General features: G+C 70.9%; 21 protein-coding genes. 4 read left to right on the forward strand and 17 right to left on the reverse strand.

The genetic code is table 11. The annotated features are described in order from the left end of the window. Positions 1-67: 67 nt before the first annotated feature. The 7 genes from V1227_RS12150 to V1227_RS12180 form a co-directional block, all read right to left on the reverse strand. Positions 68-2053, reverse strand: coding sequence for a VWA domain-containing protein (locus V1227_RS12150; protein ID WP_329792614.1), 1986 nt, complete (start codon positions 2051-2053; stop codon positions 68-70). A gap of 134 nt (positions 2054-2187) precedes the next feature. Continuing rightward, a complete protein-coding gene (locus V1227_RS12155) occupies positions 2188-3774 on the reverse strand; it encodes a hypothetical protein (RefSeq protein ID WP_329792615.1) in 1587 nt (528 codons plus the stop codon). Positions 3775-3832: 58 nt separating this feature from the next. Beyond that, entirely contained in the window at positions 3833-4006 is a 174-nt protein-coding gene (locus V1227_RS12160; protein ID WP_329792616.1) for a DUF397 domain-containing protein, read from the reverse strand. Next, on the reverse strand, positions 3981-4829 hold the full coding sequence (locus V1227_RS12165; protein WP_329792617.1) for a helix-turn-helix domain-containing protein: 849 nt from the start codon (positions 4827-4829) through the stop codon (positions 3981-3983). The genes V1227_RS12160 and V1227_RS12165 overlap by 26 nt, the downstream gene beginning before the upstream one ends. A gap of 76 nt (positions 4830-4905) precedes the next feature. Further along, positions 4906-5304: a hypothetical protein gene (locus tag V1227_RS12170; RefSeq protein WP_329794012.1), complete on the reverse strand. Its 399-nt coding sequence runs from the start codon at positions 5302-5304 to the stop codon at positions 4906-4908. A gap of 13 nt (positions 5305-5317) precedes the next feature. Continuing rightward, on the reverse strand, positions 5318-6088 hold the full coding sequence (locus V1227_RS12175) for a class I SAM-dependent methyltransferase (protein ID WP_329792618.1): 771 nt from the start codon (positions 6086-6088) through the stop codon (positions 5318-5320). A gap of 124 nt (positions 6089-6212) precedes the next feature. Continuing rightward, on the reverse strand, positions 6213-6782 hold the full coding sequence (locus V1227_RS12180; protein ID WP_329792619.1) for a helix-turn-helix transcriptional regulator: 570 nt from the start codon (positions 6780-6782) through the stop codon (positions 6213-6215). Between the two features lie 30 nt (positions 6783-6812). On the opposite strand from V1227_RS12180, the gene V1227_RS12185 reads away from it, so the two are divergent. Continuing rightward, positions 6813-6956 carry a hypothetical protein gene (locus V1227_RS12185; protein ID WP_329792620.1) on the forward strand — a complete coding sequence of 48 codons (144 nt, stop codon included), beginning with the start codon at positions 6813-6815 and terminating at the stop codon, positions 6954-6956. On the opposite strand, the gene V1227_RS12190 is transcribed toward V1227_RS12185, so the two are convergent. After that, positions 6943-8016, reverse strand: a complete 1074-nt coding sequence (locus tag V1227_RS12190) for an FAD-dependent oxidoreductase (protein WP_329792621.1) — start codon at positions 8014-8016, stop codon at positions 6943-6945. The two genes, V1227_RS12185 and V1227_RS12190, sit on opposite strands and share 14 nt — an antisense overlap. A gap of 148 nt (positions 8017-8164) precedes the next feature. On the opposite strand from V1227_RS12190, the gene V1227_RS12195 reads away from it, so the two are divergent. Both V1227_RS12195 and sph read left to right on the forward strand, forming a co-directional pair. Then, positions 8165-8755, forward strand: a complete 591-nt coding sequence (locus V1227_RS12195) for a bifunctional 4-hydroxy-2-oxoglutarate aldolase/2-dehydro-3-deoxy-phosphogluconate aldolase (protein WP_329792622.1) — start codon at positions 8165-8167, stop codon at positions 8753-8755. A 57-nt stretch (positions 8756-8812) separates the two neighbouring features. Continuing rightward, positions 8813-9736, forward strand: coding sequence for a sphingomyelin phosphodiesterase (sph, locus tag V1227_RS12200; protein ID WP_329792623.1), 924 nt, complete (start codon positions 8813-8815; stop codon positions 9734-9736). A 315-nt stretch (positions 9737-10051) separates the two neighbouring features. Here sph and lysA read toward each other — a convergent pair whose 3' ends face one another. From lysA to kdpF, 7 genes are all read right to left on the reverse strand, one after another. Next, positions 10052-11365, reverse strand: a complete 1314-nt coding sequence (gene lysA, locus V1227_RS12205; protein ID WP_329792624.1) for a diaminopimelate decarboxylase — start codon at positions 11363-11365, stop codon at positions 10052-10054. A 110-nt stretch (positions 11366-11475) separates the two neighbouring features. After that, a complete protein-coding gene (locus tag V1227_RS12210) occupies positions 11476-12966 on the reverse strand; it encodes an amidohydrolase family protein (protein ID WP_329792625.1) in 1491 nt (496 codons plus the stop codon). A gap of 138 nt (positions 12967-13104) precedes the next feature. Next, positions 13105-13779: a response regulator gene (locus V1227_RS12215; RefSeq protein ID WP_329792626.1), complete on the reverse strand. Its 675-nt coding sequence runs from the start codon at positions 13777-13779 to the stop codon at positions 13105-13107. A 54-nt stretch (positions 13780-13833) separates the two neighbouring features. Next, positions 13834-14391, reverse strand: a complete 558-nt coding sequence (locus V1227_RS12220; RefSeq protein WP_329792627.1) for a potassium-transporting ATPase subunit C — start codon at positions 14389-14391, stop codon at positions 13834-13836. Between the two features lie 4 nt (positions 14392-14395). Beyond that, positions 14396-16327, reverse strand: coding sequence for a potassium-transporting ATPase subunit KdpB (kdpB, locus tag V1227_RS12225; RefSeq protein ID WP_329794013.1), 1932 nt, complete (start codon positions 16325-16327; stop codon positions 14396-14398). A gap of 56 nt (positions 16328-16383) precedes the next feature. Further along, entirely contained in the window at positions 16384-18006 is a 1623-nt protein-coding gene (gene kdpA, locus V1227_RS12230) for a potassium-transporting ATPase subunit KdpA (protein WP_329792628.1), read from the reverse strand. Beyond that, the gene (gene kdpF / locus V1227_RS12235) at positions 18006-18104 is read right to left on the reverse strand and encodes a K(+)-transporting ATPase subunit F (protein WP_236224832.1); all 99 of its coding nucleotides are present in this window, start codon (positions 18102-18104) and stop codon (positions 18006-18008) included. The genes kdpA and kdpF overlap by 1 nt, the downstream gene beginning before the upstream one ends. A 403-nt stretch (positions 18105-18507) precedes the next feature. Between kdpF and V1227_RS12240 the strand changes: the two genes are divergently transcribed. Beyond that, positions 18508-19221: a hypothetical protein gene (locus tag V1227_RS12240; RefSeq protein WP_329792629.1), complete on the forward strand. Its 714-nt coding sequence runs from the start codon at positions 18508-18510 to the stop codon at positions 19219-19221. Positions 19222-19375: 154 nt separating this feature from the next. Here V1227_RS12240 and V1227_RS12245 read toward each other — a convergent pair whose 3' ends face one another. Together V1227_RS12245 and V1227_RS12250 are read right to left on the reverse strand one after the other, a co-directional pair. After that, positions 19376-20479: a winged helix DNA-binding domain-containing protein gene (locus tag V1227_RS12245; protein WP_329792630.1), complete on the reverse strand. Its 1104-nt coding sequence runs from the start codon at positions 20477-20479 to the stop codon at positions 19376-19378. A 16-nt stretch (positions 20480-20495) separates the two neighbouring features. Next, positions 20496-22472: an MMPL family transporter gene (locus V1227_RS12250; protein ID WP_329792631.1), complete on the reverse strand. Its 1977-nt coding sequence runs from the start codon at positions 22470-22472 to the stop codon at positions 20496-20498. Between the last annotated feature and the right edge of the window lie 12 nt (positions 22473-22484).

Consider the following 22484-nt stretch of genomic DNA (forward strand, 5'->3'; position numbering starts at 1 on the left):
GCGTCGTGTCGGGCCGGCTGACCGCGCCTCGGTCGTGGTGGGCAACGCGGACGTGGCGAACCCGGTGCTAGTCGAACTTCCTGCGCGCGAAGCCTGACCTGCCGCGGCCCACCCGGTTGAGGGTGAAGATCGTGAACGCGCCCTCTCCCCGGTCCGACCACGCCTGGACCAGGCCGACGTTGTGCACGAGGCTCGTCAGCTTCCGGACCGTCACCTGGTCCGAGTGGAACTGCGGCGACGGGCTGACGGTGTGGGCCGCGCGCAACGTCTCGACGTGGTCCGCCAGCCTCTGGCGGGCCGCCTCCCGGTCGTCCTGGTAGAGGTCTTCGAGCGCGTGGAACACGACCTCGCTGGTGTGCAGGCCCACCACGTGCGCGAAGACCGTCTCCGGGGCGATGCCCCCGCCGGTGAGCTTGAGCTCGTGACGGCGGGTGTCACGGGCGACCACGTCGACGTACTGCACGGTCGCCCGGCCGAAGTCCGTCGTGCCCGCCGGGGCCTCGACCTCGAGGACCACCCAGTACGTCTCGCCTTCCGCGAGATCGGGCGCGAAGATCCGGATGCCCTCGTCGCCGGTGACGAGGTCGGGCAGCGACTCGACGCCGAAGTCGTCCTTCGCGCGGTGTTTCGCGGTGGCCACCTCCCGTTCGACGCGGGCGCGGGTGGCCGGGTCGGTGACCAGGTCGTGCCCGTAGAGGTGCCACGCGGTCACGGACTCGTCGAGCCGGAGCCGCAGCTGCACGTTGATGGCGGCCAGGTGTTCGCGCCGGGTCAGGTCCTCGGTGAGGTGCAGGCGCACGTCGTCGGGATCGGTCACCAGCGTGCAGAAGCCGCCGGTGACGCCCGCCAGCGCTTCCAGCTCGCGCAGGCGGGCGTCCTCGCCGAACCCGAAGCAGGACAGGGTGATGTCGCCGCGGACCCGGTCGGCGACCGTGCGGCGGATGCTGATCCAGTCGCGCTCACCGGAGGTCGGGTCGCCGTCGGAGAACAGGTACAGGCAGTTGACGAGGTCAGGGCGGCCGCCGGAGTGCCGGGTGATCTCGTCGAGGCCGAAGAGCACGCCCATGTTGATGTCCGTGCCGCCGTCGGCCTCCAGTCCCGTGACGACGTCTTCGAGCAGACCCGGTGGGATCTCCGCTTTCGGGGTGGCCTTCAGCACCGTGCGGACGCGCGTGTCGAACGTGACGATTCCCAGGACGTCGGTTTCGCGGAGCTGGGTGTGAAGCTCGCGAATCGCTGTTTTCACCGTGCGGAGCTTCGAGCCTTCCATGGAAGCGCTCGTGTCGACGACGAACACGAAGTTCACCGGCGCGCTTTCTCGCGGCGCTCGGCGCGGAATGTCACCGGCGCGCAGCGCGAGCTCGACGAAGTGGGTGGTGTCGGGCTTCGCGCGGAAGTCCTTTTCCGCCACTGCGATCCCGTGGCTCACGGCCAGCGCCTCCCCCGGCGGCGGTGACGGAATCCCGGAGAGGTTCGAGGCCACGAAATCGTCGAACCGGACCTGGGTCTGGTCGATCAGCACCCCCTGGTCGACCAGGTCGGCGATGCCGGCGATCGCCTTCGTGCCGAACGCGTTGTTGCGGCGGACGAACAGGCCGCTGCGCGGGAGCGGGTCGCGGTCGTCGCCGAACGGCACCACGAACCTCGGCCAGCCGGGCGCCTCGGCGGAGATCGGGCGAAGGGCCTGAGCAGCGGTCTCGGGGCGGTTCATCGGAGGCACGTCGCAGCTATCCGGCTCGTAGCCCGGATCGGCACCATATGCGCTGCCCGCCATGGGCTGCCCGTGACCCATGAGCGGCTCGTCGACGTTGACCGGGCTCGGTGGTGCGCCCTGGTCGTAGCCAGGAGGGGCCGAGGTCCCGTACCCCACGACCGGCGGCAGCTCGAGCGTCGGGAAATCGTCCTCCGTCGGAGCGCTCACCGCTCCGGCGTCGCTTTTCCCGGCATCGGCCGCCGGGCGACCGGAATCCCACCAGTCCCCCTCGCGGCGCGCGCTCTTCCTGCGGAGCAGCACGACGACAACGACGACCGCCAGTGCGACAGCAATGGGCACAAGGAGCCAGGCGAGATTCATCAACTCTGTCCCTGCAGGGAATCACGACGAGGTCACAAAGTAGCCGAAAGCCACTCGCCGCGCACGATCTTTCCCGCCGGACTGGAATTGTCCGCGAAATGGCAACGAATCGTCTACGACACCAGGGAAAGGCCGCGGCGAACGGGCTCGGCACCCGCGGTCGGCGCCGCCGTCTCGGCCGAGGGCACCTCGACCTCCTCGCCCCCGATCTCGCGGGTGATCCACGCGCCGGACTCCACCATGACCTTCAGCGTCCGCGTGTCGAGCGCGTTCACCCGCCCGTAGTACCACTCGTCGGTCGCCAGCGGGCCCATCCGGTCACCGAGGCGCTTCTTGATGTCCAGCACCCGCTCGTACATCGTCCGCGCCAGGGCCGCGCGGTCGTACGGGCCCTGCAGGCCCTCGCGGATGCGGTCCTCGATGCCGCGCGGGGTGCCCTCGGAGTCGGGCATGAGCATGGTGGTCCAGGCGCGCGACTTCTCGCGGTACTGCAGCTGCTGCATGACGCCCTCGTACTGCGCGAAGTCGGCGGCGCGGAAGGCCTTGCCGCGCCAGCGCTTCTGCAGGTTCACGGCCAGCGACAGGGCGCTCTTCAGGCCCGTGTTGAGGCCGCGGCCGGGCCAGAAGTGCAGCGAGTTCGCGGCGTCGCCGAGCAGGAAGCCGAAGGTGGACGGGGCCAGCTGGGCGGTGAACTTCGACATCTGCTGCATGCCGAGCGTGAACGACGTGATGCCCACGACGTCCGCCGCGCCCACGCCGAAGAAGCGCAGGCCGTCGAGGATCCGCGGCCACAGGTAGGAGAGCTTGTCGACGGACGGCTTGAAGACCGCGCGGTGGCGGTCGCAGACGAAGCGGCCGTTCGCGGAGGGCCGCATGGTGCAGCCGAACTTGCCGATGCACGCGACGGGGCCGCTCTCGCCGAGCGCGACGATCTCGGACGCCTCCTCGGCGGTCAGGCGCATGTTGATGAAGCCCCCGCCGAGCGAGTTGAACAGGAACCTGTTCTGCGCCACGGTGAGCGGGACGGTGTGCTCGTCGGGCGACTTGGCGGTGACGCGGATGCCGAGGACGCGCTCGTCGAGCGGGGAACCGTCCACTGAGAACAGTTCGCGGCTCGGGGTGCCGAACTGCGCCGAGAACGCGTCGCGGGTCGCGGAACGCGCGCCGTCGGCGATGGCGAGGACGTGCAGGCCGTCGAACTTCGCCGGCGCGGTGTAGGCCTCGGGGACGACCTCGATGCCGTAGACGTCCTGCGCCATGTCGAGCAGGCAGTCCTCGATCCAGCGGATCTTGATGTTGCGGGGACGCCCCTTGGACGCCGGGGAGTCCGGGCCGAGCGGCCACATCTCCGAGAACTTGCCGGGCGCGAAGAGGCGCTGCCGCACGGCCTGCGGGAGGGCGGCCCAGACGTTGCTCTGCAGCGTCACGACCTGCTCGCGGCGGTTGTTGCCCTCGGCCGCGCCCTTCCACACCACGCGGTCGCCCCGGCGCGTCCAGCGGCGGTCGTGGACGCGGATCGAGACGCCGTCGCCCAGCAGCGACTTCACGGTGCAGGCGAACGCGAGCCCCACCGGGCCACCACCCGCCACGTCCACGCGCAGCGGCGCCGCCTGGCGCAGCGGCACGACCCGGCTGCCCTGCTTGGGCAGCTTCACCGTCGGGCCGCAGCGGCCGATCAACACCGTCTTCTCGTCAGCCATGGCCCTGTCCCCTCGATCCCGTTCGACGGCGGGAACACGTAGGGGGACGGGTCGCGGTTCAACGAGTTTCGAGGAAATTTTTCCAGGCGGCGAAACTGAAGGTCAGGACGCCTCCGGAAGGGTTCTTCGAGTCACGGACGAGAGCGTCACCGGACAGCGACACCTCGACGCAGTTGTCGTCTTCGGTGCCACCGCTGTAGCTGCTCTTACGCCATGAGCTGTCCTGGGTCATCGAAATCCTCTCGCGGTCGGCCGACGTACTCCGCCAGCTTGCTCCGCGATTGTTCCGCATCCAAGGCGATCTCGGCCAAACGGTCGAACAGCAACCGGGTGCGGGCGATCACGCCCGGATCCTGTACAAACACCTTGGCCAGGTCGGTCGAGGTGAACGCCACCGGCATCGCCTTCTCGTACTCCCACAGCACGCAGCTCGTCCAGGCCACGGGAACGTCCGCGGGCACGATCCGGACCACGTGCGAGCTGAAAAGCAGCTTGGCGTACTGGTCCTCCATGACCGCGTGGCCGCCGACCTTCATCCGCAACGCCTGCTCGTGCACGTAGAACAGGCACTTTGGCCGATCATGCCGCCTCAGGATCGCCTGGCGGTCCATCCGGAACTGCACGACGGTCGGGATCCGTTCCTCGGGCACGAACCCGGTCAGCCGGTAGAGGCCGTCGGCGTACTCCGGTGTCTGCACAAGACCCGGCACGGCGTTCGCGTCGTAGCTGGTGATCGTCGTGGCCGTCGACTCGGCCATCGCGAGCGTCCGCAGGTTGTCCGGCACCTGGACGATGTACTCCTCGAAGGCGTTGCGGTAGCGGCGCTTGAAGTCCTCGAAGAAGTCGATGTCCTTGCCCAGCATCGACAGGTACTGCACCAGATCGATCTCGCTGGGGCGGTACTTGCCGTTCTCCAGCGTCGAGACCTTGCTGGGGTCCCAGCCCAGGCGGACGGCGAGGGCCGCGCCCGTCAGACCGGTGCTGGTTTCGCGCACCTTGCGCAGTTCGTCGCCTAGGTCCCTGCTGTACGCAGTGGACGGTGTGCTCGTGGCCATGGCTCGACGTTAGGGCTTGCTCGAAGAGCAACAAGGGGCTCGATGGGGTGAAATCGGCACCGGTCGGAGCTTGCCGCTAGTTGCGCACCTTGATGGCGGCAAGCCTTGCGGCCCACTCGCGTTCGGCGATCTCCAGGCTCCGCCGCAACGTCTCGACGAGGGCCGTCCGGCTCAGGTCCACGGCCACCCGCGGCCCGTCGTGCACCCGGCAGTCGAGGTGGACCCGGTCGCCGGCGGCCTCGGCGAACACCAGCACCTCGTCGGTGCACTCGCCCCACTCCAGGAACTGGTAGCCGCTCGCCCCGTCCGCGAGGCGGCCGAGCTCGTCCTTGATCTTCTTGACCAGCAACGGCGGGTAGAACGCGTTGTCCCACGAGTTCACGTGCACGCCGCCGACGAAGATGTCGACGCACAGCAGACCCGGGTCCCGTTCGACGTGGAACTCCAGGGCGAACTCGGCCCGCGATCCGAACATCACCCGCCGGATCCTAGGGGGACCTCCGCCTCGCCGCCCACACAGTGCGTTCGGTGCGCAGGGCGAGGTCGTCGCGGCTCAAGGCTTTGGCGACCTCTTCCGGCGGCAGCTGCCTGCCGAGGACGATCTGCGCGTAGCGCTCCACCTCCGGCGACCGTTCGACGTGGACGGTGATGGTGCGTTCGCCTTCCCGCACGAATCCGGCCTCGGTGAGCACCGGGCCCCAGTCTGCGCCGCGGTGGGGCAGGCGTTCGTCGGGGGCGTCCGGGGCCTGCTCGGGGAAGAACCGCGGCATGCCGGCCAGTTCGACGACGGCGAGCAGACCGCCGGCCGCCAGCACGTCGTGCAGCCGGCGGAGGGTGTGTGCCGGGTCCTTCAGGTGGTGCAGGGAGGCGGAGGCCCAGACGAGGTCCGGGGTGCCGAGGTCCGGCACGTCGGTGTCCAGGTCGGCCAGGACGGTGTGGACCCGGTCGGCCAGACCTCGCTCGCCTGCCTTGACGCGGAGGCGCTGGAGGTGTTCCAGCGAGGAGTCGACGGCGGTGACGTGGGCCTCGGGGAAGCGGGCGAGCAGGGCGAAGGTGCCCGCGCCCGTGCCGGCGCCCAGGTCGACCACGTGGCGCGGCGAGGTGGTGGGGAGCCAGTCGATGATGTCGGCGGTGTGGGTGGCGAGCAGTTCGGCGTCGAGGTCGAGGATTTCGGCCTGGTCGATGATGTCGGCGTGGCTGTGCCCGTGGCTGTGCCCGTGGCCATGCCCGTGGCCATGCCCGTGTCCGTGGTCGTTCATGCCCTCAACTTAGGTCGGCCATGCGTCAGGTGCACGACTACTTGCGCATCCGGCAAGAAGGTCGCCCGGGCCGCTGCCCCGCGCGCAAGGTCGACCACTCCTGGCGACCTCACCGGCCTCCCGATCAGCCCTTCCGATCCGCGTTGTGCCCCCGCCGAGCCTCCCGGTCGAAGATCCCGAGGATCTCGCAGGGCCCCCCGGCCGTCCCGATCGCGTGCGGCAGCATCGTGGGGAACTCGGCCGCCTGGTTGGTCTCCACCCGGATCCGCCGGTTCCCGAGCAGCAACACCGCCACCCCGGACAGCACCACCAGCCACTCCCGCCCGGAGTGGGCGCGCAGCGAAGCGGGGTTGTCCGGTGGTGGCGAGGTCACGCGCTGGCGCATCACCGTCATCCCCGGCTCGGCCTTGATCGGCCACCGCATCGTGCCGTGCGCGCCGTCGAGCACCGGGCTGACGATCACGTCGTCGGTGTCGGTCTCGACCAGCTGGTCTAGCGAGGTGTCGAGGGCACGCGCCAGAACCACCAGCTGGTCCAGGGCGAGGCGGCGCTGGCCGTTCTCGATGCGGCTGAGCGACGACGGGCTCAGCCGGGCTCTACCGGCCAGCTCGTCGAGGGACCAGCCCTGCGCCACCCGCAGCGCGCGGATGCGTTTGCGCACGAGGCCGTCCAGGTCGCCATCTTCTTGCGTCATGCGCATGAGCGTATGCCTCATGAGCAAACAGTGCTCGGCATCGTCGTGGCCGCAACGGGTCTCGTGCTGATGGCGCTGTTCGTCACCGACGCCACCCCCCACCGTCCTGCCCGGCGGACCGCCGCGTGGACCGGCGTGGCGGTCCTGTTCGCCCTGGTGGTCAGGCGTCGATGAGCAGGTCGAGGAGCTTCTGCGGCGGCTCGTCGCCGAACAGGCTCTGGACCATCTCCTCGGAGCCCGCGGCGGTCTCGGCGGCGCGCACGAACATCGTCTCCTCGTACGACGACAGCGCGGCCTCGACGTCGCCGGGGTGCTCGGCGAGCGCGAGGGCGAGGTCGGCGCCGTCGAGCAGGGCGAGGTTGGCGCCTTCGCCGTTCGGGGCCTGCAGGTGCGCGGCGTCGCCGAGGAGGGTCACGCCCGGCACGCGGTCCCAGCGGTGTCCGGACGGCAGGGCGTGGTGCGGGCGGAACACCGGCTCGGTGTCGGACTCGGTGATCAGCGCGGTCAGCTCGGGTGCCCAGCCCTCGAACTCGGCGGCGATCCCGCCGAGGTCGTCGAACCACTCCAGCGGCCTCGTGAACTCCACGTAGGCGTGCAGGGTGCCTCCGCTCTCGCGGTGCGCGAAGATGCCCTTTCCCTGGGAGGGCACGAACATCGAGCCGCCGCCGACCGCCTTCGCCACCTCCGGGTGCCGGGTGTCGGCGTCGTGGAGGTACGTCTCGATGAACGACACGCCGGTGTACTGCGGCTTGGCGTCGGTCAGGACGGACCGGACGCGCGACCACGCGCCGTCCGCGCCGACCAGCAGCTCCGCCTCGACGGTGGTGCCGTTCGCGAAGGTCACCGTCCTGCCCTGGACGCCGACCACCTTGCGACCCCAGCGGACGGTGCCCGCGGGCAGCGAGTCGAGGAGCATCCGGCGCAGGTCGGCGCGCTGCACCTCGGGACGTCCGCCGGTGCCGTCGTCGCCCTTCTCGAACAGCACCGAGCCGTCGGGGTCGAGCACGCGCAGGGCCTGGCGGCCCTCCAGGACGAGCGCGCGGAACTCGTCCACCAGACCGGCGGCCTCGACGGCCTTCTGGCCGTTGTAGTCGTGGATGTCGAGCATCCCGCCCTGCGACCGCGCCGCCGGCGACTCGTCCGCCTCGTAGACGGCGGACGGGATGCCGTGGACGTGCAGCACGCGGGCGAGCGTGAGGCCGCCGAGACCGGCGCCGATGATCGTGACCTGCATGGGTGTTCTCTCCTGGTGGGTCGTGCCGCCCGGTGGTGGGCCGGCACGACCTACCCTCCGCCCGGCCGCTGGCACCGGGCGCACACCTCGCTGGCACCGGCTGACAGCCGCTGACACGGCACCGATCAGGTGCAATAACGTGGCGGGCGTGAGCTACCGCTACGAGATCACCCAGGCGGTCGTGCGGCAGGGCATCATCGCGATCATCCGCACCGCCGACACCGCCTCCGCCGTCCAGGCGGCCACTCCCCTGCTGGAGGCCGGCCTGACGTCCCTCGAGCTCCCGTTGACGAACCCCGGTGCCCTGGAGGCGATCCGGGTGCTGCGGGCGGACCACCCCTCGGCTGTCATCGGCGCGGGCTCGGTGCTGGACGAGGCTTCCGCGGTGGCTGCCGTTCGAGCCGGGGCGCAGTTCCTGGTCGCCCCGAACCTGGACGCGTCGGTGATCCGGGCCGGACACCGGTACGGGGCGGCGGTGCTGCCCGGAGCCGGGTCGGTGTCCGAGGTCGTCCAGGCACTGGAGGCCGGGGCGGACGCGGTGAAGGTGTTCCCGGCGCCGACGCCGCGATGGGTCGAGGACGTGCTGGCCGTGTTGCCCTACGCGCCGTTGGTGCCCACGGGCGGGGTGGCACCGGCGGATGTCCCCGCCTGGCTGGAGGCGGGCGCGGTGGCCTGCGGGGTCGGGTCCGCCCTCGCGCGCACGCCGATCGAGGAGATCAAGACGTTCATCCGCGCTTGATCGATACGACACCCCGGTCGGTTGTGAAAGACTTTCACGTCCTCCACCATCGGGTCCATGCGCCTGATCACGCTCGCCGCCGCCGTCGTGCTCACGATCTCCGCCGCCCCCGCGGTCGCGGCCCCGGCCGCCCCGAGGATCGCCACCTACAACGTGTTCATGCTGTCGCGGAACCTCTACCCGAACTGGGGCCAGGTCCAGCGGGCCGACCTCGTCGACAGCACCGGCGTGCTGGACGGCCAGGACGTCGTGGTGCTCAACGAGGCCTTCGACAACACCGCGTCCGACCGGCTCCTCGCGAACCTGCGCGACACCTACCCCCACCAGACGCCGGTGCTCGGCCGCAGCCGCGCCGGGTGGGACGTCACGAGCGGCCGGTACAGCGACGCGACGCCGGAGGACGGCGGGGTCGCCGTGCTGAGCCGGTGGCCGATCAGCACGCGGATCCAGCACGTCTACCGCGACGGCTGCGGCGCGGACTGGTTGTCGAACAAGGGGTTCGCCTACGTGCGGGTCGAGGCGCCGTCCGGGCCGCTGCACGTGATCGGCACGCACATGCAGGCCGAGGACTCGGCGTGCACGAGTGCGCCGGGCGGCTACCGGGCGAAGCAGCGCGCCGAGATCAGGGCGTTCCTCACGGCGCGGAACATCCCCGCGTCCGAGCCCGTCTACGTGGCCGGCGACCTGAACGTGGTCGGGGCGAGCGCCGAGTTCCCGCGCATGGTCGCGGACCTGGGCGCGCGGACCCCCGAGATGGGCGGGCACCCGTTCTCGTGGGACTGCGCGGACAACAGCGTCTGCCGCGACCAGTACGGGCCGGAGTACGCGTCCGAGCAGCTCGACTACGTGCTGACGGTGCAGGGTCCCTTGCTGCGCAACGAGACCCGGCGCGTGAAGAGTCCTGAGTGGTCGATCTGGTCGTGGGGGCGCAAGTACACCTACAACGACCTGTCCGACCACTACCCCGTCTTCGCCAGCTGAGCGCGGCGGCCAGCCTCCTCGCCTGCACGACGGTCTTGCCGGAGCCCTTGCGGGCGGCGACGTCGCGCAGGGCCGGGACCACCCGGTTGAGCGCGATCTCACCGCGGTCCAGCAGGCGGCCGACCACCTCACCCGGCGCCCTGCCGTCGAACTCGTCGCGGGACGCGAGCAGGAGCAGCGCGTCGACGGCGTGGGCGCGGCCGACCGCCGCCTCGGCGCCGAGGCAGTGCGCGAGCGCCTGGTGCGTGGCGACGCCGATCGGGCCGTACGCCTGCGCGAGTGCGAGAACAGACATCCGGCCGCGCCGCTGATTGATCAAACGTACCGGCGCAGCAGGTCCTCCTCGGTCTCGCGGCGCACGACCGGCCGCGCCACCCCGCCCGCGACGGCGACGACCGGCGGACGGCACACCTGGTTGTAGTTCGAGGCCAGCGCGTGGTGGTAGGCGCCCGTGACGGGCACGGCCAGCAGGTCTCCGGCGTGGACGTCGCCGGGCAGCGGCACGTCCTCGGCGAGCACGTCGCCGGCCTCGCAGTGCCTGCCCACGACCGTCACGGGGCTCGGTTTCCCGCCCCGCCCGATCAGCCGAACGGCGTACCGGGCTCCGTAGAGGGCGGGACGCGGGTTGTCGCTCATGCCGCCGTCCACGGCGACGAACGTGCGCGTGGCGCCGCGCTTGACCGCGCACACCCGGTAGAGCGTGACGCCGGCGTTCGCCACGATCGACCGGCCCGGCTCGACCAGCAGCCGGGGCACCGGGACGCGGTGCAGCGCGCACTCGTAGTTCAGGGTCCCGCGCACCCGCTGGGCGAAGCCGAAGAGGTCGAACGCCGACTCCCCCGGCCGGTACGGCGCGCAGAAGCCGCCACCCAGGTCGAGCTGGGAGATCCTGGTGCCGCAGGAGGCGATCAGGCCGACCATGCGCCGCACGGCCTCCTCGTAGCTCGCGACGCGCCGCACCTGCGACCCGATGTGGCAGTGCAGGCCCACGAGCTCCAGCGACGGCTGCTCGACGACCCGCAGCACCGCCTCCAGGGCGGCGCCGGAAGCCAGGGAGAAGCCGAACTTCTGGTCCTCCACGCCTGTCGCGATCTTGGTGTGCGTGTGCGCGTCGACGCCGGGCGTCACGCGGACCATGACCTTCTGGCCGTGTGTCGCCAACGCACCGAGCTGGGCGATCTCGTCGAACGAGTCGACGACGATCCGCGAGACGCCGTACTGCAGGGCGGCCTTGAGGTCCTCGGACGACTTCACGTTGCCGTGCAGGACGATCCGCTCCGCCGGGAAGCCCGCCGCCCTGGCCAGGGCGAGCTCGCCGGCGGAGGACACGTCGAGCGACAGGCCCTCGTCCGCCACCCACCGGTAGACCTCGGGGCAGGGCAACGACTTGCCCGCGAACACCACCTCCGCCTCGGGCAGGGTCTCGCGGAACGCCCCGGCCCTGCCGCGGACCGTGCGTTCGTCGAGGACCTGGCACGGCGTGCCGAACCGCGCCGCGAGCTGCGTGACGGGCAGTCCACCGATGAGCAGGTCCCCGCCCGCGACCCTGGTGCCGTCCGGCCAGAGACCGTCCTCCAGGACCGGTTGGGTGGAACATCCGATGCTGGGCAACAACTCCGCGAGTGTCATGCGTCCAGCACACGCCTGGTGGCGGGTCGCGGACAGGCCCCGGACGGGACCCTGACACGCGCGGGCTCCGCCTTGACGCGATCCTGACGACCGCGGTGGCGGGCGCCACATCAGTGCTCGCAGCAGCCCATCGGTGTCCGCGGAGCGTCGACGGGTTCCTGTGCCGCCGCCTCGATCTCGCGCAGCACCCGCGCCCTGCCGGCCGGTCCGAGGTAGCGGCCACGGGTGACGACGGCGTGGACGCGGCTCGTGTTAGTGATGTCCTGCAACGGGTTCGCGTCCAGCACGACCAGGTCGGCCTGCTTTCCGGGCGTCACGGTGCCGGTCTCGTGGCTCCGTCCGAGGCACCGGGCGGCCTCGCTGGTCGCCGCCCGGAGCGCCGCCATCGGCGACAGGCCCGCCTGGACGAGCAGCGCCAGTTCGTCGTGCAGCGAGAAGCCCGGGAAGACGTAGGCGAACCCCGCGTCGGTGCCCGCGACGACACCGACGCCGGCCTCGTGCATCTGCCCGAGCAGCCGCATCCGCGCGTCGCCGAACTTCCGCAGTTCGGCCACCTCGTCCGGGGTGCGGGGCGGGCGGCCGGACATGATCGCCTGCCACTGCGCGCGCAGATCGGCCGGGATGTACCGCATCCGTTCGAGCGCCACCGGGTCGCTGGTGATGCTCTCGGGTGAACGGGACATGTTGCGTTCCACGAAGAGCGTCGGCGACTGCCAGGTGCCCTGCCGGGCCATGGCGGCGAACAGCTCCCGGGCCCGCGCGGGCGAGTGCGTGGCGACGGCGGCGCGTTCCACGCGGCCCGCGTGGCGGCCCCACCAGTTCGGATCGGCTTGGTCGTCGGGCCTCGCGCGCAGCTCGGCGTAGAGGGTGTCGGCGTTGTCCGAAGTGGACGTGAACAGGTTGTAGAGGTGTTCGTGCGTGTGCTGCTCCAAGGCGTCCTGCACCGGGACCCGTGCGGGAACGTGGCCCGCGAACGGGATCCGCACCCGGCGTGCCTCGTCGGCGATGGCGGCGTGGCACTCCGGGGACAGGAACGAGTAGACCTTCACGAAGTCCGCTCCCCCGTCCTTGGCGCGGCGCACGGCGGCGCGGGCCTCGTCCGGGGTGCGCACGACGTCCGAGCCGGGCCAGATGGAGCCGGGACCGTCGACGATCGCGCTGGCGACGACCATGCGCGGACCGAGGATCTCGCCGGACTCGATGCGGCGACGGGTGTCGTGCGTCTCGGGCAGGCCGAACATCTCGCGGACGCCCGTTACGCCTTGGACCACGTGCAACGGCGCGAGGGTGTTCTCGAAGTACGTCGCGTGCGTGTGCAGGTCCCACAAGCCCGGGATCACGTACTTCCCGGCGAGGTCGACCACCCGGGCGCCGCGCGGGACGTCCCGGTGCCGGCCGGCGGCCAGGATCCGGTCGCCGGCCAGCACGATGGTCGCGTCGCGCACGGGTGGCCGCCCGGTGCCGTCGACGAGCGTGGCCCCTCGCAGCACCGTGACGCCGCTCGACGCCTCCGCCGGGTGCCCCACCGCTCCCAGCACGGCCGCCCCGAGCGCGCCCTTCCCGATCCAGGACAACAGGTCCCGGCGTGCCACATCCCCCACTGCTCCACCTCTCCCCCGAAGTTCCTCCACGCTAACGACTCCGGGGAGGGGGGACAGTAGGGCTGGCCCCCGGATCCGCACCGCCGCGCGGTCGGCGAGCACCGGACGGCCCGGCGTCGCGCAGCGGGCCGGCCGGGCTCACAGCTCGAACCGGTACCCCATCCCCGGCTCCGTGATCAGGTGCCGCGGGTGCGCCGGGTCGTCCTCGAGCTTGCGCCGCAGCTGGGCGAAGTAGACGCGCAGGTACTGCGACTCGTTGACGTGCATCGGCCCCCACACCTCCTGCAGCAGCTGCTTCTGGGAGACGAGCCGGCCCGGGTTGCGCGCCAGGACCTCCACCAGGCCCCACTCGGTCGGCGTCAGGTGCACCTCGCGGCCCCCGCGGCGGACCTTCTTCACCGCGAGGTCCACGACGAACGACGACGTCTCGACGACCGGGTCCTCCGCCTCGCGGGCGAGGCCGCGGCGCACGGCGGCGCGCAGCCGTGCCAGCAGCTCGTCCATGCCGAACGGCTTGGTCACGTAGTCGTCGGCGCCCGCGTCCAGGGCCTCGACCTTGGCCGACGAGTCGGTGCGCGCGGACAGCACGATGATCGGGATCGTGGACCAGCCGCGCAGGCCCGCGATGACGTCCACGCCGTCGAGGTCGGGCAGGCCGAGGTCGAGCACGACCACGTCCGGTTTGCCCTCGACCGCCACGCCCAGCGCGGACTTGCCGTCGTAGGCCGTCATCACGTCGTAACCCCGTGCGCTGAGGTTGATCCTCAACGCGCGGACGATCTGCGGTTCGTCGACCACCAGCACGGACGTCATCGTTCCTCCTCGTGAGGGGGCAGTGGGACCACGACGGCGAGGCAGGTCCTCAGCTCACCCCGGCGGCCGTCGACGTGCCTGTTCCGCGGTGGCGCTGTCGAGGGCGCGGTTCAGCGCTGTCACGTTGACGGTGGTGGTGAAGGTGCCGCGGGTGTGGGCTCCGACCAGCTCACGGACCTGCTCCACCGGCAGCCCGGACGCGCGCGCCACGCGGGGCACCTGCAACGCCGCGTACTCCGGGCTGATGTGCGGGTCGAGACCGGACGCGGAGGCCGTCACGGCGTCCTGCGGGACCTGGCTCTCCGGCACGCCTTCGCGGCGCGCGACCTGCGTCCTGCGCTCCGCGACGACCACCGTGTAGTCCTCGTTGATCTCGCTCTTGTTGGAGCCACCGGACGCGGGCGGCGTCGCGGCGGACGGCCTCGGCACGAAGTACCGGTCCCCTTCGCGCACCACGGCCACGAGGTCGGTGTTCTGCGCCTCGGCGCGGGCGTGCAGGCCGGGGAGCCGCGAGACGCCCCACACCGCCAACGGGTAGAGCACGCCGAGGAGCACTGTGAGGGCGAGCAGGATCCGCAGGCCCGCCCACGACTGCTTGAGGAAGTTGTCCATCGGTTCAGCCGATCCCGGGGATGAGTCGCACGAACTGGTCGATCAGCCAGATCCCGGCGAACGGCGTCACGACGCCGCCCAGGCCGTAGATCAGCAGGTTGCGCCGCAGCAGCGCGGAGGCGCTGGACGGCCGGTACCGCACCCCCTTGAGCGCCAGCGGGATCAGCGCCACGATCACCAGCGCGTTGAAGATCACCGCCGACAGGATCGCGGACTGCGGCGTCGCGAGGTGCATGACGTCGAGCCGGCCGAGCGCCGGGTAGATCGCCGCGAACATGGCCGGCAGGATCGCGAAGTACTTCGCCAGGTCGTTGGCCACGGAGAACGTCGTCAGCGCGCCGCGGGTGATCAGCAGCTGCTTGCCGATCTCCACGATCTCGATGAGCTTGGTCGGGTCCGAGTCGAGGTCAACCATGTTGCCGGCCTCCTTCGCGGCGGACGTGCCGGTGTTCATCGCGACGCCGACGTCGGACTGGGCCAGCGCGGGCGCGTCGTTCGTGCCGTCGCCGGTCATCGCGACGAGCCGCCCGCCCTCCTGCTCCTTGCGGATCAGGGCCATCTTGTCCTCGGGCTTGGCTTCCGCGAGGAAGTCGTCCACCCCCGCTTCCGCGGCGATGGCCTGAGCGGTCAACGGGTTGTCGCCGGTGACCATGACCGTCCGGATGCCCATCGCGCGCAGCTCGGCGAAGCGTTCCTTCATGCCGGGCTTCACCACGTCGGACAGCCGGATGACGCCGAGGACGCGACCGTTCTCCGCCACGACGAGCGGGGTGCCGCCCTGCGCGCTGATCCCGTCCACGACCTCGCGGGCCTGGTCGGTCAGCTCGAACGCGGACGCGGCGCCCTTGCGGACCACCCGGCCGTCGAGGTCGATGCCGGACATGCGGGTCTGCGCGGTGAACGGCACGAACTCGCCGGTCTTCTCGTGCTCATCCGCGGGCTCACCGCCCGCGAGTTCGAGGATGCTGCGGCCCTCGGGGGTGTCGTCGGCGAGGCTCGCGAGCCGTGCCGCCGCCACCAGCGTCTCGTGGGAGGTCGTGCCGACCGGGATGAACCCGGTCGCGCGCCGGTTGCCCCACGTGATCGTTCCGGTCTTGTCGAGCAGCAGCGTGTCGATGTCGCCGGCCGCCTCGACGGCCTTGCCGGAGGTGGCGAGCACGTTGCGCTGCACCAGCCGGTCCATGCCGGCGATGCCGATCGCGGACAGCAGCGCGCCGATCGTCGTCGGGATGAGGCAGACCAGCAGCGCGGTGAGCACGACCACCGACTGCTCGCCGCCGGAGTAGACCGCGAACGGCTGCAGCGCCACGACGGCCAGCAGGAAGATGATCGTCAGCGTCGACAGCAGGATCGTCAGCGCGATCTCGTTCGGCGTCTTCTGCCGTTCGGCGCCTTCCACCAACGCGATCATCCGGTCCACGAAGGACTCGCCGGGCCTGGTCGTGATCCTCACGACGATCCGGTCGGACAGCACCGTCGTGCCACCCGTGACGGCGCACCGGTCGCCTCCGGACTCGCGGATGACGGGCGCGGACTCGCCGGTGATCGCCGACTCGTCGACGGTCGCGATGCCCTCGACGACGTCGCCGTCACCGGGGATCACCTCGCCGGCCTCGACGACCACGAGGTCACCGACCTCCAGCTCGGTGCCGGGCACGACGTCGCCGCTGACGAGCCGGGCGACGGTGTCCTCCTTGGTCTTGCGCAACGAGTCCGCCTGCGCCTTGCCGCGTCCCTCCGCGACGGCCTCGGCGAGGTTCGCGAACAGCACGGTGAACCACAGCCAGGCCGCGACGGCGATCGTGAACACGCTCGGCTCGGTCACCGCGAACATGGTGACCAGCGCCGATCCCACCCAGACGACGAACATGACGGGGCTGCGCAGCTGGTGGCGCGGGTGGAGCTTGCGCACCGCCTCCGGGAGTGCGGCGGCGATGCCCGGCTTGGCAGGGGGCTTGTCCTGCCGCGGGGCCGGTTTCCGGAGCGTGGCGGTCACAGCAGTGCCTCCGCGAGGGGACCGAGGGCGAGAGCGGGAACGAACGTCAGCGCGGCCACCAGGACGATCGCGCCGGTCAGCAGCGTCGCGAAGAGCGGGCCGGTGGTGGGCAGCGTGCCCGCCGTGACCGGCACCTTCCTCTGCGCCGCGAGAGATCCGGCGAGCGCCAGCACCGCGATCATCGGGACGAAGCGGCCGAAGAGCATGCACAGACCGAGCGAGGACTGGAACCAGTCGCTGGTCGCGGTGATGCCCCCGAACGCGCTTCCGTTGTTGTTGGAAGCCGACGCGTAGGCGTAGAGGATCTCCGACAGACCGTGCTCTCCCGGGTTGTTCAGCGCGGCCGGCGTACTCGGCAGAACAGCGGCGATGCCGGCGCCGACCAGCAGCACGGTCGGCATCGCGAGGATCGAGACCGCGGCGGCCGTGACCTCCCTGCGCCCCAGCTTCTTGCCGAGGTACTCGGGCGTGCGGCCGACCATCAGCCCGGCGAGGAACATCGCGATGATCGCCATGACGAGGATGCTGTAGAGACCGGTGCCGACACCGCCGGGCGTCATCTCGCCGAACAGCATGTTCAGCATCGCCGCACCGCCACCGAGCCCGGTGTAGCTGTCGTGCAGCGAGTTGACCGCGCCGGTCGACGTGCCCGTGGTGGCGTCGGCGAAGATCGCGCTGCCGGGGATGCCGAACCGGAGCTCCTTGCCCTCCAGCGGCCTGACGCCGTTCGCCTCGGCGGCCCAGATCACCGCGAGCATCGCGGACCAGATGACACCCATGACGCCGAGCAGGACGTAGCCCTGCTTCGCGTTGCCGGCGAGCCGGCCGAACGTGCGGGTGAGCGCGACCGGGATGACGAGGATCAGGAAGACCTCGACGAGGTTGGACCACTCGTTCGGGTTCTCGAACGGGTGCGCCGAGTTGGCGTTGAGCACGCCGCCGCCGTTGGTGCCGAGCTCCTTGATGGCCTCCTGGCCGGCGACCGGTGCGTTCGCCACCACCCGGCCGTCGACGTCCACCCCGGACTTGAGGCTCATCGTCACGCCGAGCGCGATCAGCACGATGGCGCCGATGAACGCGATGGGCAGCAGGATCCTGACGGTGCCGCGGGTCAGGTCGACCCAGAAGTTGCCGAGCCGGTCCGTCTGCTGCCGCACGAATCCGCGCACCAGCGCGACGGCGACGGCCAGGCCGACCGCCGCGGACACGAAGTTCTGCACGGTCAGGCCGATCATCTGGACCGCGTGGCCCAGCACGACCTCCGGCACGTACGACTGCCAGTTGGTGTTGGCCACGAAGCTGATCGCCGTGTTGAACGCCATGCCGGGGCCGACGTTGCCGCGGTCGAAGTCGAACGGCAGCAACGACTGCAGCCGCTGGAGCACGTAGAGGAACACGATGCCGACGAACGAGAAGCCGAGCACGCCGTACGCGTAGGTGCTCCACTTCTGCTCGGCCTCGGGGTCGATCCGCGCGAACCGGTAGACGGCTCGTTCGAGTCCTAAGTGGCCTTTCGCGGTGTACACGCGGGCCATGTGGTCGCCGAGGGGCCGGTACGCGACCGCGAGGGCCGCGAAGAGGATGCCGACCTGCAGGAGGCCGGCGGCGAGAGGTGACATCAGAACTTCTCCGGCCTGACGAGTGCGACGACCAGGTAGACGAGCAGCACGAGCGCGATCACGCCGCCGGCGGCGTTCGCGACGAGTCCCGTGCTCACAACCTCTCCAGTCCACGCACCGTCAGGCCCAGCACGACGAAACTCTCGATCAGCAGCAACGCGTAGGCCAGGTCGGCCATGACGCCGCTCCTTCCACGTCTTGGTGTTCTTGAGGACGCTCGGCAGCGTGCACCACGAAAGGCCTGATCAGGGGGTGCCTGACAACGTCCTTACGGGGGCGGGCCCGGCCTTTACGCGTTCTTGAGGCCGGAGAGACGCCGGTCTCATCCGATAGGGCCCATCGCGGTCACGATGTGTGAGACCGGCCTGGTGGCGGTCGACGGCGCGGGCGAGACGACGTACCGGCCGGGAACCCCGAATCGTTGCCGAACGTGATAACGCCTGGTCAGTTCCGGACGACTTACCGACCACAGCGTCCGATCGGCGTGACGAGGAGGTCGCCATGGCGACCACGTTCTGGGCTTGGGCCGTGTCCGCACTCGTCATCGTGCTGCTCGCGGTGGTGGTCCCCCGCGGTCTCGGCGCGCAGAACGTGCTCCGGGACGGTCGCGGCCGCTACAGCCTGTCGCGCCTGCAGGTGATGATGTGGACGATCGTGCTGCTCTCGCTGGTCAGCGGCATGGCGTTCAGGCGGTTCGCGGCCGGGCAGGTCGACGTGGCCGGGTTCCAGATCCCCGAGCAGGTCCTCGTGCTGCTCGGCATCTCGCTCGGCTCCGGCGTCGTCGCGGGCGCCATGAAGGTCGTGAAGAGCAGCAGCAGGCCGGACTCGGTCGCGGCCCACCCGATGGGTCACGAGACCGGTCGGTTCTGGGAGGTGCTGACCGTCGAGGAGGGCGGGTCGGCGGGCAGGTCGGTCGACCTCGCGAAGTTCCAGAACCTCGTCATCACGGTCCTGCTGGTGCTGACGTACGTGGCGCAGGCCGTCGCGGCGCTCAGGGCCGTCGACAACCCGGCGGGCATCGCCGGGCTGCCCGCGTTCTCCAGCGCGTTCCTCGTGCTGCTCGCCGTGAGCCACGCCGGCTACCTGCTGGGCAAGATCCCGTCGCCCGCCGGGACCCCCGAGGGCGGCACGATGGCCGCGCGGCTCGCCTCCGCTCCGGGGGAAGCGGACGTGGCGAACGTCGTTCCCGGGGTGCGGCCCGCGCCGTCGGCGTGAACCCGGCCACGCGGCCGGTCACCGCACGGACGCGCAGGTGCTTGCCGAAGAAACTCCGCGACGCGGCTGGCTACGGACTGCTCGTAGCCTGCACCGCGGCGGCCGAGGCGCCGTGGGAGGACTCAGCGGGCGTCCTTTGTGGATCTTGACGTTTTCACACAACACGAACGTCGTGGGCCGGAAGGCCGTTCCACCACCGTGCGTAGCGGCGGTAGACCTGAGGTTCCCTGTCCCCGAGGAGTTTCTTCAGCGCTGCGGCCTCTTCGGCGAGGCCGGTCCAGTCGTCGTCGCTGAGCGCGTGGAACGAGGTCGCTTCGATCCCACCGTCCTCGGTGGGACGCCAGACGCCGGCGACCCGGCCGTCGACGAGGAGGGTGGGCAAGGTGTCGCCGTTGTTGCGGATGACCACTTTCCGGTAGGGCTCCGGGATCATCCGGGTCCGGTCGGCGTAGGCGAGCAGCGTGCTGTCCCACATCGCCATCAGCCTGGGCGGTGCCGGGGTGTCCTCGTCCGGGACCGTCCGGTCGGGAACGTCGTAGTGGCCACCGGACTCGGTGAGGTCGAGCAGTGCCAGCGCTTCGCGGATCGTCGTGCGGGGCAGCATGGTGAACTGGTTCATGTCGGGCACGGTCGCCGGTCCGAAGCCGGTGAGGTAGCGGCGCAGCATCTCGGCCACGCACTCCAGCCGTTCGCGCGCCCGCGTCGTCACGGACCGGTAGGCGGGCCGCAAGCCGAACGACCACGGCCCGCCCGTCGGCGCGTGGACGAGGCCCCCGTAGGTCCGCAGCGCCCACCAGACGCCCGGTTCGCCGACGTCGCCGACGTGGGAGTGCAGCAGTTCCTCGATCTCGGCCTTCTGCCGCGGGGTCCTCGCGAACTCCAGCAGGTGCCCGAGCAGCGCGTCGGCCTGCTCGATCGTGATGTCCATGCCCTTGAAGCGCTTGTCGTACAGCCGGGAGGCGCGCAGCGCGGGCAGCATCGCGTGGTGGAACACCTCGTGGTCGGCGGCGGTGACGGCGTGCAGGGTGATCCGCATCAGCGACGCCTTGCGGACCGCCCCGCTCGTGAACGCCTCGTCCAGGCCCGCCGGGTCGAAGTCCTCGACCCGGTTCCACAGCGCGATGTACGGCGACGCGGGTTCCTGCGCCTGGATCGCCACGACCCGGTCCACGGCCGTCAGCACGTCCACGGGTTCACGCCTGAGCAGCATCTGCCGGTCGAGGGTGGCGCGGTTGAGCTGACGGGCCGTGTAGGTCATGACCGCCAATCCTGGCTCACCTGAGCTTCGAGGGCCACCAGATCCGGCCACCGATGTCCACCGACAGCGCCGGCACGAGCAACGACCGCACCAGCAGCGTGTCCAGAAGCACGCCGAACGCCACGATGAACGCGATCTGCGTCAGGAACAGGATCGGCAGCACGGCCAGCGCCGCGAACGTCGCCGCGAGCACCACACCGGCCGACGTGATCACGCCGCCGGTGAGGCTGAGGCCCCTGATCGTCCCCTCGACCGTGCCGAGCCGCCGGGTCTCCTCGCGGACGCGGGTCATCAGGAAGATGTTGTAGTCGATGCCCAGCGCCACCAGGAACACGAACCCGAACAGCGGCACCACCGGGTCCGAGCCCGGGAAGTCGAGGACGTGGTTGAACACCAGCGCCGACACGCCCATGGTCGCCGCGAACGACAGCACCACCGTCGCGATCAGCAGCAACGGCGCCAGCAGCGACCGGAGCAGCACGGCGAGGATCAGGAAGATCACCACGAGCACGATGGGGATGATCAGCGTCCGGTCGTGCTCGGACGTCGTCCTGGTGTCGAGCAGCGTCGCCGTCGGCCCGCCGACCTTCGCCTCGCCCGTCCCGTGCACGGCGTCGCGGATCCGTTGCACGGTCGCGACCGCCGCGTCGGAGTCGGGCGCGTCCGCGAGCGTGGCCTGGATGCTGACGAGCCCGTCGGCGGTCCCGGCCGGCCGGACCTCGGCGACACCGTCCACCTTGGACTTCCGGAGGACCTCGGCGGCCTCCGCCTCCCGCGCGATGATGATCGTCGGCGACCCGGTGCCGCCGGGGAAGTGCCGCGACAGCACCTCCTGGCCCGCGACGGACTCGACCTCGGTCAGGAACACGTCGGACTGCGCCGTGCCGGACGCCTTGAGCTGCGGCAGGAACGCCGCGCCGACGAGCAGCACGAGCGTCGAGACGACCCAGATCGCCCGGGGCTTGCCGCGCACGAAGTTCGCCGTGCGCCCCCAGAGCCCGCTCGTCTCGGGGTGCTCGGAGCCGAACTTCGGCGCGAACGGCCAGAAGGCGGCCCGTCCGAGCAGCGCCAGCACCGCGGGCAGGAACGTCATGGTCGTGATCAGCGCGGCACCGATGCCGATGGCCGCCACCGGTCCGAGGCCCTTGTTCGAGTCGAGGTCGCTGAACAGCAGGCACAGCACGCCGAGGATCACGGTGCCGGCGGACGCGGCGATGGGCTCGATCGTGCCGCGCCACGCCGCCCTGATGGCCGCGACCCTGTCCTCGCTGTCGCGCAGCTCCTCGCGGAACCTCGACACCAGCAGCAGGGCGTAGTCCGTCGCGGCGCCGACCACCAGGATCGACAGGATGCCCTGGCTCTGGCCGTTCAGCGCCAGCACCTCGTTCTTGGCGAGCAGGTAGACGACGAAACTGGCCAGCCCCAGCGCGAACACCGCCGACACCAGCACCACGACCGGCAGGATGGGACTGCGGTAGACGACCAGCAGGATGAGCGCGACCACCGCGGCCGCGACGACCAGCAGCAAGCCGTCGATCCCGCCGAAGGCCTCCACGAGGTCCGCGACCTGCGCCGCCGGCCCGGTGACCAGCACCGTCAGCCCCTCGGGCGCACCCCGCGCGCCGTCGCGGAGCTGGGAGACCGAGTCCTTGACCTCCTTGGCCGGATCGAGCAGCACGACGAGCTGCGCGGCCTCGTTGTCGTTGGGCGCCGGGATCACCGGTGACGCCTGGAAGCCCTCGGCCTGCTCGGCGAGGTACTTCCTGTCGTCCTCGGTCAGCCCGCCGGAGCGTTCCACCACGACGATCGCCGGGATGGCCTCCTCGCGCTGGAACTTCTTCTGCAGCTCGGCGACCTGGGTGGACTCGGCGGAGTTGGGCAGGAACGCACTGCTGTCGTTCTCCGCCACCTCCGACAACTTGCCCGCGTACGGGCCGGTGAAGCCGCCCAGGGCCAGCCAGACCACGAGCAGGACGCCGGCGAGGACTCGCATCAGATGTTCCTT

Origin of the sequence: Lentzea sp. DG1S-22 (genome assembly GCF_036321065.1) — a bacterium.
Lineage (GTDB): Bacteria > Actinomycetota > Actinomycetes > Mycobacteriales > Pseudonocardiaceae > Lentzea > Lentzea jiangxiensis.

Excerpts from the sequence above, each read along its gene's own strand:
- V1227_RS12155 (WP_329792615.1), bottom strand. The coding sequence starts at position 3,774 with ATGGCTGACGAGAAGACGGTGTTGATCGGCCGCTGCGGCCCGACGGTG.
- V1227_RS12160 (WP_329792616.1), bottom strand. The coding sequence starts at position 4,006 with ATGACCCAGGACAGCTCATGGCGTAAGAGCAGCTACAGCGGTGGCACC.
- V1227_RS12165 (WP_329792617.1), bottom strand. The coding sequence starts at position 4,829 with ATGGCCACGAGCACACCGTCCACTGCGTACAGCAGGGACCTAGGCGAC.
- V1227_RS12170 (WP_329794012.1), bottom strand. The coding sequence starts at position 5,304 with ATGTTCGGATCGCGGGCCGAGTTCGCCCTGGAGTTCCACGTCGAACGG.
- V1227_RS12175 (WP_329792618.1), bottom strand. The coding sequence starts at position 6,088 with ATGAACGACCACGGACACGGGCATGGCCACGGGCATGGCCACGGGCAC.
- V1227_RS12180 (WP_329792619.1), bottom strand. The coding sequence starts at position 6,782 with ATGACGCAAGAAGATGGCGACCTGGACGGCCTCGTGCGCAAACGCATC.
- V1227_RS12190 (WP_329792621.1), bottom strand. The coding sequence starts at position 8,016 with ATGCAGGTCACGATCATCGGCGCCGGTCTCGGCGGCCTCACGCTCGCC.
- sph (WP_329792623.1), top strand. The coding sequence starts at position 8,813 with ATGCGCCTGATCACGCTCGCCGCCGCCGTCGTGCTCACGATCTCCGCC.
- lysA (WP_329792624.1), bottom strand. The coding sequence starts at position 11,365 with ATGACACTCGCGGAGTTGTTGCCCAGCATCGGATGTTCCACCCAACCG.
- V1227_RS12215 (WP_329792626.1), bottom strand. The coding sequence starts at position 13,779 with ATGACGTCCGTGCTGGTGGTCGACGAACCGCAGATCGTCCGCGCGTTG.
- V1227_RS12220 (WP_329792627.1), bottom strand. The coding sequence starts at position 14,391 with ATGGACAACTTCCTCAAGCAGTCGTGGGCGGGCCTGCGGATCCTGCTC.
- kdpA (WP_329792628.1), bottom strand. The coding sequence starts at position 18,006 with ATGTCACCTCTCGCCGCCGGCCTCCTGCAGGTCGGCATCCTCTTCGCG.
- V1227_RS12240 (WP_329792629.1), top strand. The coding sequence starts at position 18,508 with ATGGCGACCACGTTCTGGGCTTGGGCCGTGTCCGCACTCGTCATCGTG.
- V1227_RS12245 (WP_329792630.1), bottom strand. The coding sequence starts at position 20,479 with ATGACCTACACGGCCCGTCAGCTCAACCGCGCCACCCTCGACCGGCAG.
- V1227_RS12250 (WP_329792631.1), bottom strand. The coding sequence starts at position 22,472 with ATGCGAGTCCTCGCCGGCGTCCTGCTCGTGGTCTGGCTGGCCCTGGGC.